The following is a 14,257-nucleotide window of genomic DNA, read 5'->3' on the forward strand; positions in this document are numbered from 1 at the left end:
ACCACCGCGCATGGCGCCGCACCCGGATGCACGTTGCTCCATCCAAATGCCGCGCGCCGCACTCCGGCCGCCGGCATCACTGTGGAGCACCAAGCCCGGCACTTGCCGGGCACGGCCTTACTCATTCCGCAGGCAACCGCAACTCCTGCAGCAACTGCGGCGCCGGATAGACCTTGGCCAGCAACCAGCGCAGGTAGCGCATGTCCACGTGGATCGCCCGCTTGTAGCGCGGGTCGTACCACCAGCTGGCGCTGACCGCCTCCCAGTTGCTGTCGAAGTTCAACCCGATCAGCTCGCCGCGCGCGTTGAGCACCGGCGAACCCGAATTGCCGCCGGTCGTGTCCAGGTTGGTCAGGAAATTCACCGGCTGCGTCTTCAGCTGCGCATCCGCGGTGCTGCCGAAATCGCCCTTGGCGATCGCCGCGAGCAGCGGCTTGGGCGCATCGAACGGCACCTGCCCCGTGTTCTTCTCGACGATGCCGGCCACCGTGGTCACCGGCGCGAAGCTCACCGCATCGCGCGGCGTCAGCGGCTCGACCCGGCCATAGCTGATGCGTAGCGTGCTGTTGGCATCCGGATATACCGCCCGTTCCTGCTGCTTGCGCCAGGCGAACAGCGCACGCATGTAGGCCGGACGCAGGCGCAACTGCTCGCCCTCGCGCGTCTTGCGCTCGTTCTCCAGGCGCAGTTGCGCCGGCACCAGCGCCGCGGCCAACGCCGTCAGCGGATCGGCAGCCACCGGCTTGCCCTCGCGCGCGGCAGCGAAGCGCGACAAGCGCTCGGCTTCCTCGCCCAGCTTGGTCCCGGCATAGAGCTTGTCCAGGGCCTGCTGCAACTGCGCCGGCGTGCGCCCGAACGCCGCGTCGAATTCGGCCACGCGCCGCGCATCGGGCAACTGCTGGTAGCGCGTCAGCAGCGCACTCAGCAGCGCCTTCTCCACCGCAGGCGAGTAGCGCCGCTGTACCTGCTTCAGCGTGCCCTCGATCAGCGCTTGGTCGCGCTGCTGGTAGCCGGTTTCGCGCTGATTGTCGGGCTTCGCCGATTCCAACCGCAACCGCTCCAGCGCCAACGCCGAGCGCAACAACTGGGTCTGGGCACCGATCAAGGTCAGCAGCAAATCGCGCTCGCGCAGTGCCGACGCGTCGGTCAGCAGCGCCTGCAAGGCCGCGATGTCGCGCGCATCGTCGCCCTGCGTGGCGGCGAGCATCCCGCGCTCGTCCTCGCCGCGCAGCCGCACCGCATCGCTGCGCTGCATCCCTTCCAGCTCGCCTGCCGCACGCTTGCGATTGTTCTTCAGCGACTGCAGCTGCGCCGCATAGCGCGTGCGTGCCTCCGCATCTACCTTGCCCGCCGCTTCGATGACTCCGATCATCTGGTCGAACACCGCCACCCGCTGCGGCAACGCCCCGTTCACCTGCTCGTCGAACTCCGCCGCCGTGCGATGCCGATACGTGATGCCCGGATAGCCGGCCAACATCGCGAAGTCCCCGGCCTTCGGCCCCTGCGTGGCGATCTGCAGATGCGCCGGCGGCTGGTACGGCACGTTGTCGGCGCTATAGTCGGCCGGCTTGCCGTCCTTGCCGACATAGGCGCGCAGCAAGGTGAAATCGCCGCTGTGCCGCGGCCACATGAAATTGTCGATCTCGTCGCCGTAATTGCCGATCGCCCGCGGCGGCGCATACACCAGACGCACGTCGCGCAACTCCAGCTGGCGGATTCGGTAGAAGTCCGTGCCGTAATACATGTTGGCGACACTGCAGCGCACCCCGCCCTCGCGCTCGCAATCGGCCACGATGCGCTTGCTCGCTGCATCCACCGCATCGAAATAGGCACGCCCGGTCTTGCCCTTGGCCGGGCCCAGCACCTGGTCGGTGACCTTGTCGAAGCCCACCGTCACCAACACCCGGAAATCCGGATTGGCCGCCCGCTCGTCGCCGCGATCCTTGGCGATGAAGCCTTGCTCGATCAGATTCTCCTTGGCCGAGGTGTTGTACTGGATCACCCCATAGGCCACGTGGTGATTGGTGAGTAACAGCCCATCGCCGGACACGAACGCCCCGGTCCCGCCCCCGACCTTCACCACCGCACTCAACGGCGGCTGCGTCACCGCCGCCAGATCGCGCGGATCCCCACGAAAGCCAGCTTCGCGCAATGGCTTGGCCAGCTCAGGCAATTGGGATGGCATCCACATACCTTCGTCGGCATGGGCGGTGGCGGTGAGGGCGAGGCCTAGGGTGAGCGAGGCGGCAAGTGCGTTGGGTTTGGACATGCGGATGTCATGGAGATGCAGTGACCGTGACCTTAGCCGGGCGTTGCGTTCGCGGCAACCGACCCCGTACTCGTAGCCGCATATGAAACCCGTAGATGGGACCGCTCTTGGATCAGCGCGAGCAAGCTCACCCATCAACCGAACCAAGAGGGCGATATGCACTCTAGAGGTACGGCAGTCGCGCAACCGGACACACGGACGACGAAGTCAAAATCACTTCACGCCTCAAGACCGTTGTCGAATATCTGTTTTTTGTTCTCTTCAACCTTAAAGCCAGCTGCAACAACCGGGAACCGGCGCCCGGAAGAAACAAAAATTGCAACTGACGATCCAGCAACCTCTCTGCCGAGCATGTCCGCCAAATGTTGAAGCTCATCCAACGTAGGCTCCGCAAGCTCCAGCCCGCGCATGAATCGCGGTAAGGCAAGATATTCAACACCTGTGCAAATTACATCGACATTCCTGGGTTCATCCGTGCTTTGCGGGCTTCGAACAAGCAGCAGCCCATGGCTAACGCGATAGTCCTACAGCTGGAATGTTCTGGTTGCAAAACGTGTTTCGATCATATCACTGAGCTCTAAGTGGCTTGCACAGCGAGCCGGCTCCAACTTCCCGAACTCCGGCTCAGTGCTACCGATCAACTCGTCCTTATAACTCTACTGGGCAAACCCCGACAGCACACTAATCACCTTCAACACACCGACATCTGAGGCGCAAGCACCAGGAAGAAACCCTACTTCTCCTTCCGCCAATTAAGCGACCCACGGTTCTCCACCGTGCTCGATTCCACCTCCGCGTCGAAACCACGGCCGAGCAGATATTTCAGGGTCAAGACCGAACCGCTACCGATCAACGACACGCCGTAGCTGACGTAAAGTTTCGGCGAGAGATATTTGCCGAAGCCGACCACCGAGCCGCCGAGGGTGCGCGACTGGCTGACGCCGGCGTCGTCGAAGCCGAGTTTGGCGCCGAGTTGCGAGGCGAGGATGCCGCTGCCTGCCGACAGCGCACTGGCGGCGGCGGTGACCTGGTCGGCTTCGTCGCTGCTGGCGTTGCTTAGGCTGCGGCCCAGCACCAGGTACGACATTGCTTCGGATTGCGACATCGACGGGTCCGACCACACGTCGGCGCGCGGGGCGGTGGCGCGGCCGGTGACGTCGATGCCGGCGGTGACGTCGCCGACCTTGCGTTGCGCGCGCATGTTGATGCGCGGGTCGGAGACGATGTTATTGCTCCAGGTCAGCTGGCCGCGGGTGATGGTCAGGTCCTGGCCATAGGCCTTGTACTGGCCGCTGACGTCCAGGCCGCCGGTGGCGGTCATCTCGCGGCCCTGGCGCGAGCGCACCTGCATGGCGCCGGTCAGTGCGCCCTTCAGGCCGAAACCGGCCATCTTGACCTGGTCGCCGAGCACCACGCGCAGGTCCATCTCCAGCGGCGAGCTCGGCGCTTCTTCCGGGTCGGCGGGGTCCAGCACCACCACGTCTTCGGACACCGAGGTGCCGCGGTCCAGCCGCTCAAGGTCGATGTCCGCCGACGGCACGGTGACCTGGCCGTTCAATTTCATGGTCTTGTTGGCGATGCCGAACTGCAGGTCGGGGTTGGCCACCGCGCGCAGTTCGGCGGTATTGGACACCAGCACGTTGGTGCCGCGGATATTCAACTGCAGCGGCGTGGTGTCGCCGTACCACGACAGGCCGCCGTCGACGTTGAGCGTGCCTTCGCCGGATTTGACCGAGGCGACGATGCGCGCCGAGCCGTCCGGCTGCGCGTCGAAGCGGCCCTTGCCTTCGCTCAGGGTCAGGCCCAGCGCCGGCAGTTCGCCGGTGAAGTCGCTGAGCGTGGCGTTGCCGCCCATCGACGGCTGCGAGCGCGTGCCGCGCAGGCTGACGTGGCCTTCGACCAGGCCCTTGGGCCGCACCAGATCGGGCGAAAACAGCTCCATCCAGTACAGCCGCGACATGTTCATGTAGATCTCGCCGGTGAGCGGCGCGTACGCATCCCAGCCGGTGTCCACGGTGGCGTCGATGAAGCCGTCGCCCTTGAAGCCGACGCCGAGCTTGGAGTGGATGTGCTGGGCGGTGAAGTCGGTGACGAAACTGAACTGGTCGTAGCGCACCAGTTCGCCGCGCGCGTTGTCGCCCAGGCGCAGGCCGCCTTCCGGCGAGGCCAGGCGCAGCGATCCCTGCCAGGCGTTGCCTGCCGGCTTGAAGCTGCCGTCGAGGGTGAGTTCGCCGCGCAGGTACATCTTGCGGCCGTTGTTGGGCGGCAGCCACGGCTGCACCAGCGATAGCGGCAGCGCGTCGCCGCGCACGGTCAGGCCCTGCTTGGGCCAGTTGGCGGCCAAGCACAGCGCGCCGCCACCGTTCGCGCCGAGGCAGGTGTCGGACAGGGTGAAGGCGCTGCCGGCGATGGCGAACGTGGCCGGTTGCCGCAGTTGCCATGGCTCGCCCTTCGCCGGCGCCACGCGCAGCGTGTTCAGGCCGCCCTGCCAGCGCGCGCCGTCGCGGCGCAATTGCCCGGCGAAGGCGAGCGCGCCCATGTCGTTGTGGGTGTCGGCATCGAGCTGCAGGTTTTCCACCGCGCCGCGCGCATCCACGCGCACTGTCTCGAGCACCACGCCGGCGCTGATCGCGCTGCCGCGCAGCGCCAGTTCGCCGCCACTGCCGCGCCACGGCAGGCGCCCGCGCAGGCTGACGCTGTCGGCGCCGTAGCTGTCCCACTTCAGGCCGTTGCCGGTGAGGTCGGCGGTGAGGTCGGGCGCATCGCGGCGGCCCTTGACCTGCACGCTGCCGCGCAGGCTGCCGGTGGCGCCGGGCAGCAAATCGGCCAACTGCAGCGGCTGCAGTTGCGCATCGATGTCGAGCTGGTCGCCGACCTTGCCCTGCGCCTGCACGCGGCTGTCGCCCAGCGCCAGTTGCAGCTTGCCTTCGCCCTGTTCGCCCTGCAGAGCGAACTTGCCGTTGGCGTCGAGCGGGCGGCTGCGCAGCTTGCCGTTCAAGCGCGGCACGTCGAGGCTGGCCTGGTAGCCGGCGGCGCTGCCGTCGGCATGCGCCGGCAACTGTTTGCCCTTGAAGGCGAACTGGCCGGACAGGTTGCCGTCCCAGCCCGGCGCGAAATAGCCGGGATCGAAGCCGGCCAGCTTGGCGTTCACATCCCAACTCAATTCCGGTACCCAAGCCACTTCGCCGCCGAGGTCGAGCGTGCCGCTGGGCATCTTCGCCTGCACCTGCTTGAGCTGCGCGCGCTGGTCGTCGCCGCGCACATCGAGGTGCAGTTCGGCGCTGTCCTTGCCGCGCGATACGGTGGCTTCGCCGTAGGTGGCCCACTGTTTCAGCGTGCCGGCCAGGCCGAGATTGGCGTCGACCAGCTTGATCGGCACGGCCGGCGCGTCCGGTGTGGACGGATCCGGCGCAGTGGCGAAATTCAGGCCGCTGGCGTTGACCGAGAAGCGGAACGTGGCGTTGTCCGGATCGCGGAAGTCGGCGGTGCCGCGCAGCCGCGCCTGGCCGTCGAAGGCGCGCAGTTGCAGCGGCGCGACGGTGAGCACCTGGTTGTCCAGGCGCACGTTGGACGGGTCCAGCGTCAGCTTCTGCGCGCCGTAGGCGAGCTGACCCTGCAACTTGGCGTCGCCGCCCTTGCCCGACGCACTCAGGTCGAACGCGATCGGCTCGCTGGCGGGGGCCGCGGCGGCGCCGGGCGGCACGAACAGCGACGGGTCCAGCGCCTTGCTGCTCGCCGCGAACTGCCAGGTGGGATCGGTGCGGCCGGTGAACACCAGCGTGGCGCGCAGCGGCGCCGGCGCATTGCCGGCGATCGCCACTTCCATCTTGTCCAGGTTGCCGCGCGCGATCAGGCCCAGCCGCGCCGGCGTGCGTCCGCGCGCAGCTGGCAATACCGCACTCGCGGTGAGATTGGCCTTGTAGTCCTGCGCCGGCACGTAATCGCCATCGACGCGGAAGTCGCCGCGGTCACTGGTCACGACCAAGCGCTTCGCGCGAAATTCGCCGTTGGCCACTTCGATGCCGCCATGCAGCGTGTGGATATCGATCATCGGCTGCTGCGCCTGGGTGATGCGCAGTCCGTTGATCAGGATGCGATCGGCCTGCAGCGCCAGCGGCACTTCGATCTGCGGCAGCGACTGCGGCCAGCTCGGCAGTGCGAATGGTTCGTCGCTCTTGGCCAGGTTGAGCGTGGCGTTCTTCAGTTGCAGCGTGTCGAGTTGCAGCTTGCGCCCGAGCAGCGGGCGGATGTCCGGATCCAGATAGGCGCGCTCGGCGGTGAAGTGGATCTGGTCGTAGCGGAAATCCAGGTTGTACAGGATCAGCGGGCCGGCCAGCGGGCCCTCGGCGCGCTCCCAGGTCAGCGAGGATCCGGCCGGCAGCCGCGCCACCACCTGCGCCAGCAGCACGTCGCGCCCGGCCACCGTCTGCAGCAGCCAGTACACCGCCAGCAAGGCCAGCAAACCCAGCCCGGCGATGGTCAGTCCCGAACCCCACCAGAAGCGCTTGCGCCGGTAGAAGCGCGGGCGCCGCGGCGGCGGCGGCGCGGGCGTGGCGGGGCCGGTCGCGCTCACAGGTTGGCTCCGATGTTGAGGTAGAGCTGGAACTGCGAGTCCGGATCGTTCAAGCCGTGCGCGATGTCCACCCGCACCGGTCCCACCGGCGAACGCCAGCGCACGCCGAAACCGACGCCGGTGTGCCAGTCCGGGGTATCGTCGAAGGCGCTGCCGCTGTCGACGAACACCGCGCCGCCCCATGGGCCGCCCTTGAAGTAGTGCTCGTACTCGGCGCTGCCGGTGAGCACGTGCTTGGCGCCGAGCGCGAAGCGGTCTGGCTTGGGGGTGCGCGGGCCGACTTCGCGGAACGCGTAGCCACGAATGCTGTTGTCGCCACCGGCGAAGAAGCGCAGGCTCGGCGGCATCGCCACCAGCGCGTTGGTCCAGGTACTGCCGGCTTCGCCACGCAGGAGCAGGCGGCTGTTCTCGCCCAATCCCTGGAACCAGCTCAGGCGCATGTGCGCCTGGGTGAAGCTGGCGTCCGAGCCCAGCCCTTCGGCGCCGGCACGCAGGCTGAGGTTGCCGCTGAAGCCCTTGCGCGGGAATACCTTGTCGTCCACGCCCACGTAGTCGGCTTCGATCTGCGGATAGACCAGCGTGGAATACTGGTACAGCGCGTTGTCGAACACCTCGTCGGTGGCGTAGCGCCAGCGCTCGCGCAGCGCATTGAGCGAGGCGATCGCGGTCCAGTGCTCGTTGATCTCGCCGCTGCGGCTGCCGGTGAGCTTGAGGTTGCGCAGGTCGATGTAGTCGGTCTGCTCGTCGTAGGCGCGCATCGAGGCGGTGTACCAGCCGTCGAGCCAGCGGAACGCCGGCACCCGGTAACTGGTGATCAGGCTCTTGCGCTTCTGCGCGTAGTCCAGCTGGGTGCTGAGCTTGTGCCCGCGCGCGTTGACGTAGCGGCGGTCCACGCCCAGGCGCACGCCGGCGCCGCTCTCGCTGCCGTAGCTGATGCCGCTGGTGTAGATGCTGCGCTTGGCGCGGGTCAGGTTCACGTCGACCGGCACGTTGCCGTCGGCGTCGGCCTCTTCGGGCTTGGGCTGGATGTCGACGGTGCTGAAATAGTCCAGCTTGACCAGCGACTCGCGCAGCCGGTCGAGCTTGCCCTCGTGGTAGTAGCTGCCTTTGTCCCAGTACACCAGTGGATCGAACAGGTCCTGGTTGAAATAGTCCTGGTGGAAGCGGATCGCGCCCATGTTGTAGCGGCGTCCGCTGTCCCAGCTCAGGTCGATGTCGGCGGCATGGTCGGCGCGGGTCACCTCGACCCGGCGCTGGGTGAAGTCGGCATCGAAGTAGCCGCGCTCGGCCAGGCGCCGGGTGATGGTGACCTTGCTGGTCTCATAGGTGGTGTGGTCGAAGACCTCGTCGGCCTTGGGATGGAACTTCTGCAGGTCCTCGCCCAGGTAGCGGTCGTCCTCGGCCGGCCCGGTGATGCCCACATGGAAGTTGCGTACCCGCACCGGCTCGCCCTTGTCCACGTGCAGGGTGACGGTCAGCTTGTCGTCGTTGCGCGGCGCCTCGACGGTGATGGTCGGGGTGTAGTAGCCGAACGGCTCCAGCGCCTGCCGGGTCTGCCGCTCGGCCTGGCTCAGCAGGTACTCCAGGCGCGATTCGCCCTGGACCTTGCCGATGGCCTGGTACAGCGACAGCGAGACTTCGATGTTCTCGATCATCGCCGCGTCGTCGCCCTTGTCCAGGCCTTGTATCTGGACTTTTTCAATCGTGCCGCGCGCCTGGACGAAGCCGGCCAGCGACAGCAAGGACAAGAGCAGGGCGAGGCGGGGGATGGATCGCATGGGCGCCAGAATACCGACACACCGTGTGAAGCTGTTAACTAGACGTTGGCTTGCATCTGTCGGCAAGGTCGCGTAAGCGCTTGGTGGGAGGTCGTTGCCGTGGTCCTGTGCGGCATCGGCGACCGCGTCGGCGGCGGCATCCCGTGTCGTTGCGGCATGATCCGGGACGCGCGCCTGAATGCGCCGCGCGCGCTGCCGGATGCCATCCTGCGCGGCGGTGAGAGGCCGCGCTCGCTGCTACCTGCGCATCGGCGGCGCTGCCGGCGCGCCATAGGGGCGCCCAGCGGGCAGCAGACGACGTGTTCCTTCGCGCGGCCAAGCCGTACAAGCGCCGAATGTCCGCGCCCACCCCCTGCAGCTTGCCAATCCGCACAGGCCGCGCCACGCTTGCGCGATCGTCATCCCCGCAAGGACGTGCAGTGTCCACCGTGATCGAAACCGCGCGCCTGCGCCTGCGCTTGCTGGAGCCGGACCGCGACGCCGCCGCGATGCTGGCGTTGCTCAACGACCCTGGCTTCCTGGCCCACATCGGCGACCGCGGCGTGCGCGACGAGACCCAGGCGCGCCGCTACCTCGCCGACGGCGCAGTGCTCAGCTACGCCCAGAACGGCTTCGGCCTGTATGCCGTGGAACGCCGCGACGACGGCGCCTGGCTCGGCGTGGCCGGCCTGGTACTGCGCCCCACCCTGCCCTGTCCGGACCTGGGCTACGCCCTGTTGCAGCCTTACGCAGGCCACGGCTATGCCTGCGAAGCCGCGCGCGCTGTCCTGGCGTACGCGCAAGACACCCTGGCGCTGCCGCGTCTGTGCGCGATCGTGGCGCCGGACAACGCGCGCTCGACACGGCTGCTGGAAGCGCTGGGCTTCGCTGCGCAGGGCCGCATGCGGATCGCCGCGGATGCGCACGAGGTCGAGCTGTACGCACGCGACCTGTCTGCCTCGAACTAACGACCGGGAGCCTGAGCCGTGGACGCTCTGGAATCGCTGCAATTGCTGGCGCGCTACAACCAATGGATGAACGAGCGCCTGTATGCGGCCGCGGTGACCCTGCCGGAACAAGCGGTCGCGCAACCGCGCGGTGCCTTCTTCGGCTCGCTGCTGGGCACGCTCAACCACCTGGTGGTGGCCGATACGATCTGGCTGCAGCGCTTCGCCCAGCATCCGGCCCAGTACCCGGCGTTGAGCGCGATCGCCGCCGCTCCGACTCCCGCCGCGCTCGACGCAGTGCAGGCCACGACCCTGGCTGCGCTATTGACCAAACGCCAGGCGCTGGACGCCACCATCGCCACCTGGATGGCGCAGGTGAGCGCCGCGGACCTGGACATCACGCTGCAGTACCGCAACACCCGCGGCGACACCCATCGTCGGCGCTTCGGCGATGTCCTGCTGCATTTCTTCAATCACCAGACCCACCACCGCGGCCAGGCCACCACCCTGCTCAGCCAGGCCGGCGCGGAGGTGGGGGTGACCGATCTGCTGATGTTGATTCCGCAGATGGAGATCGAATGAGATCGACGCAGCCGCCGGCTGCGATAACCGTACGCGCCAGCCGTAGTGGAGACAGCAAGACCCGAGCGCCCAACGTCGCCGCGCGGCTGGAAGAAACCACTCGCGGCATCGCCTTCGGCGAGTCGCTGACACGGCCATGATGCCGAAGACTCTCTAGCGACGCGCGCCAGCGCACGGCCGCGACAGCCTCCTGCTGAACAACGGCGCTATGCCGTATCGCCCTGCGCCTCCAATGCGGCGACGATCTCGCGCAGCTCTGCCACCTCGGCTTCCAGCGCCTGCACCCGCGCTTCCAGCTCGTCGTTGCCGGACGCGGCCGGGCGCACCTTGAACGATGCCGCCAACGCCTCCGCATCGATCGGCCCGCCGAGCAGATGCATGTAGCGGTCCTCGCGCTGGCCGCTGGCGCGCGGCAACTGCACCACCAACTGGCGCTGCGCCAGGCGCTCCAACTGGTGCCGCACGTCCTCGGCATCGGCGAACCGCGCCATGCGCTCGGACCGCGCCAGCAGCTCGTTCGCCGTCTGCGGGCCGCGCAGCAACAGCAGCCCGATCAGGATCACCTGCTGCTGGGTCAGATCCAATGCCGCTGCCAACCGGTGCTCGTAGCGCACCGCGCGCGAAGAGAACTGCTGCCGCGCCAACCCGTGCCCTTCCAACTGGCGCAGCGCATGCTGCACATCGCCCGGACTCAGCGACAGCACCGGCTCGCGCGAGGTCTTCTGGTTGGCGGCCACCACCGTCGCATTGACCGTGAGCGGATACGCATCCGGTGTGGTGGCCTCTTTTTCGATCAGGCAGCCTAGCGCACGAGCTTCGACGGCGGAGAGAACGGGGGGTGCGGAAGTGTCGGTCATCGTGCTCGGCATCCAGGCAATGGCGTGCAGCATAGCGCCGAACCGCGATCGGTTCGCCTGCAACGCACGGAGCCGGTCTGCGTCAGCCGCCATCCCGGCAATGGCGGCCCTGCCGACAAGTGCGGCGCCGGCAACGTCGATGCGGCGACAGCAGGGCTACTGCTGCGTTACCGCCACGCTCTCGGCTGTGTGGAACAGTTCGGGAAAGCTCTGCGCGAACTCGGCGGCGCATTGTTCGGAGAGCTCATCGGCCCGCCGCTTGACCTTGGCGTAGTCGTCGGCCTCCCAGTCGGCGATCGGCAACTCGATGACGCCCGGATTGCAACGCTGCGTCACCGACGCCTGACGTACGCCGCCCACATCCGCAGGCCGCGCCTGCATGCTGACCGCAAAGCGCAGTTCGTAGGGCGTGTCCGCATCTCCCAGCGACTTGTAAACGAGCAACCAGTCCTCGGCCTTCACCTTGAACATCGCTGGCGGCAGATCCTGCGGATGCGCGGCCGCGTACGCATGCAGGCTCTTTTCCAGCGCAGTCGGCAGCGTACTCAGCGCAGGATCGACGATGGCCTCGTTGGGGTGCCGAGCAGATCCTCCTTCTTGAATCCCGTCACTACCTGTCCACTCATGGCGCCGAACACGCCCTGCATGACCTTCACGCTTGTCATCTTGGCGGTGTGCGAGCGCCTTACGACACGCAAGCCACGCGTTTTCGAGTCGGTACTGGCAAGCACGGTCAACGGCGTCTGCACCGGCTCGACGAAGGCGACCTTCTTGCCGGTACTGGCGCAACCGACCAACGCAGGCACCACGGCGGCGACAGCGACCCCATACATCCATATTTTCAATGACACGGAACGTTCCTTATTGTTGCTGTTCGGCGGGACATGTAGGCGAGCGACTGGGCACCGAACGCCGATCGATCCGACCATCGGCGTCTTTGACGAGCGCATAGATATCCAGACTGCACCCGCCGGACGCGGTGTTCAGGACGGCTTCGTAGTCCTGCCCGGCTTGCGGCACGAACGTCCCTGCGGCGATACAGGTGGGACCATGGCCGATCGGGCGATTGCAGACCATCCGATAGCCGGGCGGCGCAGGCGGACACGGTGCGGCAGGCGCCGACGCGCCGGCGTCGAATGACAGCACGACCGGCTGCTCGGAACGAACATAGAGTTCAAGCGAGCGCTTCGGTGTATCGCTCAAGCGCGGCATCTGCAGGTTCCGATGCGCAGTCAACGGAGAGAACGCAACCCGTCCGAAGCCGGGTACATGGCCGCGATTGCAGGTGGTGCCCGGATAGATCACGGCGTTGTCGGTCGCGCCCAGCAGACGCAGGCGCGTGCGCTCGCCGTCGGTAGGCTCGTCGTAGAGGAAGAGTTGCGGGGCGTTCTTGACGATGGCGCAAGAAGCGGTCGTTGCGGCAAGCGACGCCAGGCACAGCCACGAGAGTTTTCTACCGACCATGGATCGATCCTTCCTTGGGAATTCAGCAGGGGATGTTTGTGCAGGCGGAACCGGAAGACCGCATCGCTGGAATGCGGTGTGCCGTGCTGCGAAGCGAGCGATCGGCGACGAAACGAAATCCCCTGACTGCGATTCGGCGCTGCTGCATTGTCTAGTGCTGCAGGCAGATCCACCATCCGAGCATCTCCGACGTACTGTCGGGATAGTCCTGACAACGCAGGCTAGCGATCCCCTGTCGTCCGCATCTTCGCGCGCCATGTTCAACCGCTGTCGATGGTGATGTTCGGCTTCGGCCCGGTGCATCCACACACGGACGTGGTCAACGCGCGCCGCATTCGCACGCTCGCGCCTGAAGCCATGTCCGGTTCATGCCGCGGGGCATAGATTCGCCAAAATCGCGAGTCGCCGCCGTCGCACGGAGTGCCTTCTATGTCTTTCGCCGGGTTGCGAGCTAGCCTCGCCATCGCCGTCCTAGTCCTGTCGCCATGCGCGCCGGCCGCTGCGATACAGCGCCTTTGGCCGACCGAGCAGCAATGGCGCCAACTCGGCACCGGCAACGACGCGGCTGCCGCACAACTGCGCCTGGCCAACGCCGCGCTGCACGATACCGCGCACCCTATCGCCGTGCTGAGCACCGCCGGCCGGCTGAAAGGCGACCCCGTCAAGGCAAGCACCGAAGCCAGCTTGGGCGACATGCGCAAGATCCAGGCACTGGCCGTGGCCTATGCCCTGACCGGCGAGGAACGCTATGCGACGAAAGCCGGCGACTATCTAGGACGATGGGCCGCAGTGAACCAGCCTACCGGCCAACCCATCGACGAGACGGGCCTGGAGCCGGCGATCTTTGCCTATCGCATCGTCAGGAAATCGCTGCCGACCGGCACCCGCGATGACGTCGACGACTGGATGCGGCGCATTGCGCGCGCCGAGATCGCGTCGCGCGATCCCAAGCGCAAGACCGCCACCAACAACTGGCATAGCCATCGCCTGAAGACCGTCGGCCTGATCGGCATCGCGCTGGACGACGACGCATTGATCGCCTACGCCAGGGATGGCTTCAAGCAACAGATCGGCGACAACCTGCGACCGGACGGTCAGAGCATCGACTTCATCGAGCGCGATGCGCTGTCCTACCATGTCTATGACCTGCGCCCCCTGGTGACGCTCGCCTTGGCGTTCTCCGAGCGTGGCGACGACCTGTATCACTGGCAGGCGCGCAACGGCGCCTCGCTCGCGCGCAGCGTGCAATGGCTGCTGCCCTACCTCCGCGGCGACAAGACCCATGCCGAATTCGTCGGCAGCGACGTCGCCTTCGACAAGGCCCGCTCGCGCAACGGCGAAGCGGGCCATGTGGTCGGCAGTGCCTACGCTCCGCGCGATGCATTGCCGTTGCTGTCGTTGACGGCCGCCTACGCTCCCGACAGCGCCCGTCTGGCCACCCAGCTCGGTAGCAGCACGGCGGACCTGCGCCTGGCTTTGAGCTTGCTGCCGACGCGGCCGCTGTCGAGCGACAATTAGAGAGGCTGGTCGACCGCGATGCCATCGAAGCATTGGCACGCTATTGCCTGTCTGCGCCGTGACGCCGGTGAGGGTCAGATCACGGCCCGAAAACAGGGATCAGAGTTTATTTTTCCTGCGGTCAGTTTGACCTTCGGCTGTCTACGCCCGCGCAGGGGGCCGACACGACGGCCGAGCCGGCGATCAATAGCCGCAAGGAAGGGGCTGTTAATCAGCGCACTTTGGCGCCATATGTCCCAACGAATGTGAGGGAGAGGGACACTCTGATCCCCGATTTTCCCTGCCCCTCC

The 14,257-nt window shown here is 66.8% G+C and carries 11 protein-coding genes; 3 read left to right on the plus strand and 8 right to left on the minus strand.

What is annotated here, in order from left to right:
* Positions 1–121: 121 nt before the first annotated feature.
* The 4 genes from HDC36_RS18060 to HDC36_RS18075 form a co-directional block, all read right to left on the minus strand.
* Positions 122–2,269: a S46 family peptidase gene (locus tag HDC36_RS18060; protein ID WP_179570059.1), complete on the minus strand. Its 2,148-nt coding sequence runs from the start codon at positions 2,267–2,269 to the stop codon at positions 122–124.
* A gap of 218 nt (positions 2,270–2,487) precedes the next feature.
* Positions 2,488–2,649 carry a hypothetical protein gene (locus HDC36_RS18065; RefSeq protein ID WP_179570061.1) on the minus strand — a complete coding sequence of 54 codons (162 nt, stop codon included), beginning with the start codon at positions 2,647–2,649 and terminating at the stop codon, positions 2,488–2,490.
* A gap of 353 nt (positions 2,650–3,002) precedes the next feature.
* Positions 3,003–6,842, minus strand: coding sequence for a translocation/assembly module TamB domain-containing protein (locus HDC36_RS18070; protein ID WP_179570063.1), 3,840 nt, complete (start codon positions 6,840–6,842; stop codon positions 3,003–3,005).
* Positions 6,839–8,620 (minus strand): autotransporter assembly complex family protein, encoded by a 1,782-nt coding sequence (locus tag HDC36_RS18075; RefSeq protein ID WP_179570065.1) that lies wholly within the window; start codon positions 8,618–8,620, stop codon positions 6,839–6,841. Before HDC36_RS18075 ends, HDC36_RS18070 begins: the two co-directional genes overlap by 4 nt.
* A gap of 419 nt (positions 8,621–9,039) precedes the next feature.
* Here HDC36_RS18075 and HDC36_RS18080 point away from each other — a divergent pair, with 419 nt between their 5' ends.
* Entirely contained in the window at positions 9,040–9,567 is a 528-nt protein-coding gene (locus HDC36_RS18080; RefSeq protein ID WP_179570067.1) for a GNAT family N-acetyltransferase, read from the plus strand.
* A gap of 18 nt (positions 9,568–9,585) precedes the next feature.
* Positions 9,586–10,128 carry a DinB family protein gene (locus tag HDC36_RS18085; RefSeq protein ID WP_179570069.1) on the plus strand — a complete coding sequence of 181 codons (543 nt, stop codon included), beginning with the start codon at positions 9,586–9,588 and terminating at the stop codon, positions 10,126–10,128.
* Positions 10,129–10,334: 206 nt separating this feature from the next.
* Here the strand turns inward: HDC36_RS18085 and HDC36_RS18090 are convergent, their stop codons facing one another.
* The 4 genes from HDC36_RS18090 to HDC36_RS18105 form a co-directional block, all read right to left on the minus strand.
* Entirely contained in the window at positions 10,335–10,985 is a 651-nt protein-coding gene (locus tag HDC36_RS18090; RefSeq protein ID WP_179570071.1) for a DUF480 domain-containing protein, read from the minus strand.
* 156 nt (positions 10,986–11,141) lie between these two features.
* Complete coding sequence (locus tag HDC36_RS18095) at positions 11,142–11,456, minus strand: hypothetical protein (protein ID WP_179570073.1); 315 nt, start codon at positions 11,454–11,456, stop codon at positions 11,142–11,144.
* A gap of 74 nt (positions 11,457–11,530) precedes the next feature.
* Positions 11,531–11,836, minus strand: coding sequence for a hypothetical protein (locus tag HDC36_RS18100; protein WP_179570075.1), 306 nt, complete (start codon positions 11,834–11,836; stop codon positions 11,531–11,533).
* Between the two features lie 10 nt (positions 11,837–11,846).
* Positions 11,847–12,449 carry a hypothetical protein gene (locus HDC36_RS18105; protein WP_179570077.1) on the minus strand — a complete coding sequence of 201 codons (603 nt, stop codon included), beginning with the start codon at positions 12,447–12,449 and terminating at the stop codon, positions 11,847–11,849.
* 429 nt (positions 12,450–12,878) lie between these two features.
* Between HDC36_RS18105 and HDC36_RS18110 the strand changes: the two genes are divergently transcribed.
* Positions 12,879–13,967 carry an alginate lyase family protein gene (locus HDC36_RS18110; RefSeq protein WP_255432801.1) on the plus strand — a complete coding sequence of 363 codons (1,089 nt, stop codon included), beginning with the start codon at positions 12,879–12,881 and terminating at the stop codon, positions 13,965–13,967.
* The last annotated feature ends 290 nt before the right edge of the window (positions 13,968–14,257 follow it).

Source organism: Xanthomonas sp. JAI131 (assembly GCF_013410075.1).
Lineage (GTDB): Bacteria > Pseudomonadota > Gammaproteobacteria > Xanthomonadales > Xanthomonadaceae > Xanthomonas_A > Xanthomonas_A bonasiae.

Bases quoted from the DNA above. Each gene is read 5' to 3' on its own strand.
- HDC36_RS18105 (WP_179570077.1), bottom strand. From the start codon at position 12,449: ATGGTCGGTAGAAAACTCTCGTGGCTGTGCCTGGCGTCGCTTGCCGCA.
- HDC36_RS18110 (WP_255432801.1), top strand. From the start codon at position 12,879: ATGTCTTTCGCCGGGTTGCGAGCTAGCCTCGCCATCGCCGTCCTAGTC.
- HDC36_RS18060 (WP_179570059.1), bottom strand. From the start codon at position 2,269: ATGTCCAAACCCAACGCACTTGCCGCCTCGCTCACCCTAGGCCTCGCC.
- HDC36_RS18075 (WP_179570065.1), bottom strand. From the start codon at position 8,620: ATGCGATCCATCCCCCGCCTCGCCCTGCTCTTGTCCTTGCTGTCGCTG.
- HDC36_RS18095 (WP_179570073.1), bottom strand. From the start codon at position 11,456: ATGTTCAAGGTGAAGGCCGAGGACTGGTTGCTCGTTTACAAGTCGCTG.
- HDC36_RS18090 (WP_179570071.1), bottom strand. From the start codon at position 10,985: ATGACCGACACTTCCGCACCCCCCGTTCTCTCCGCCGTCGAAGCTCGT.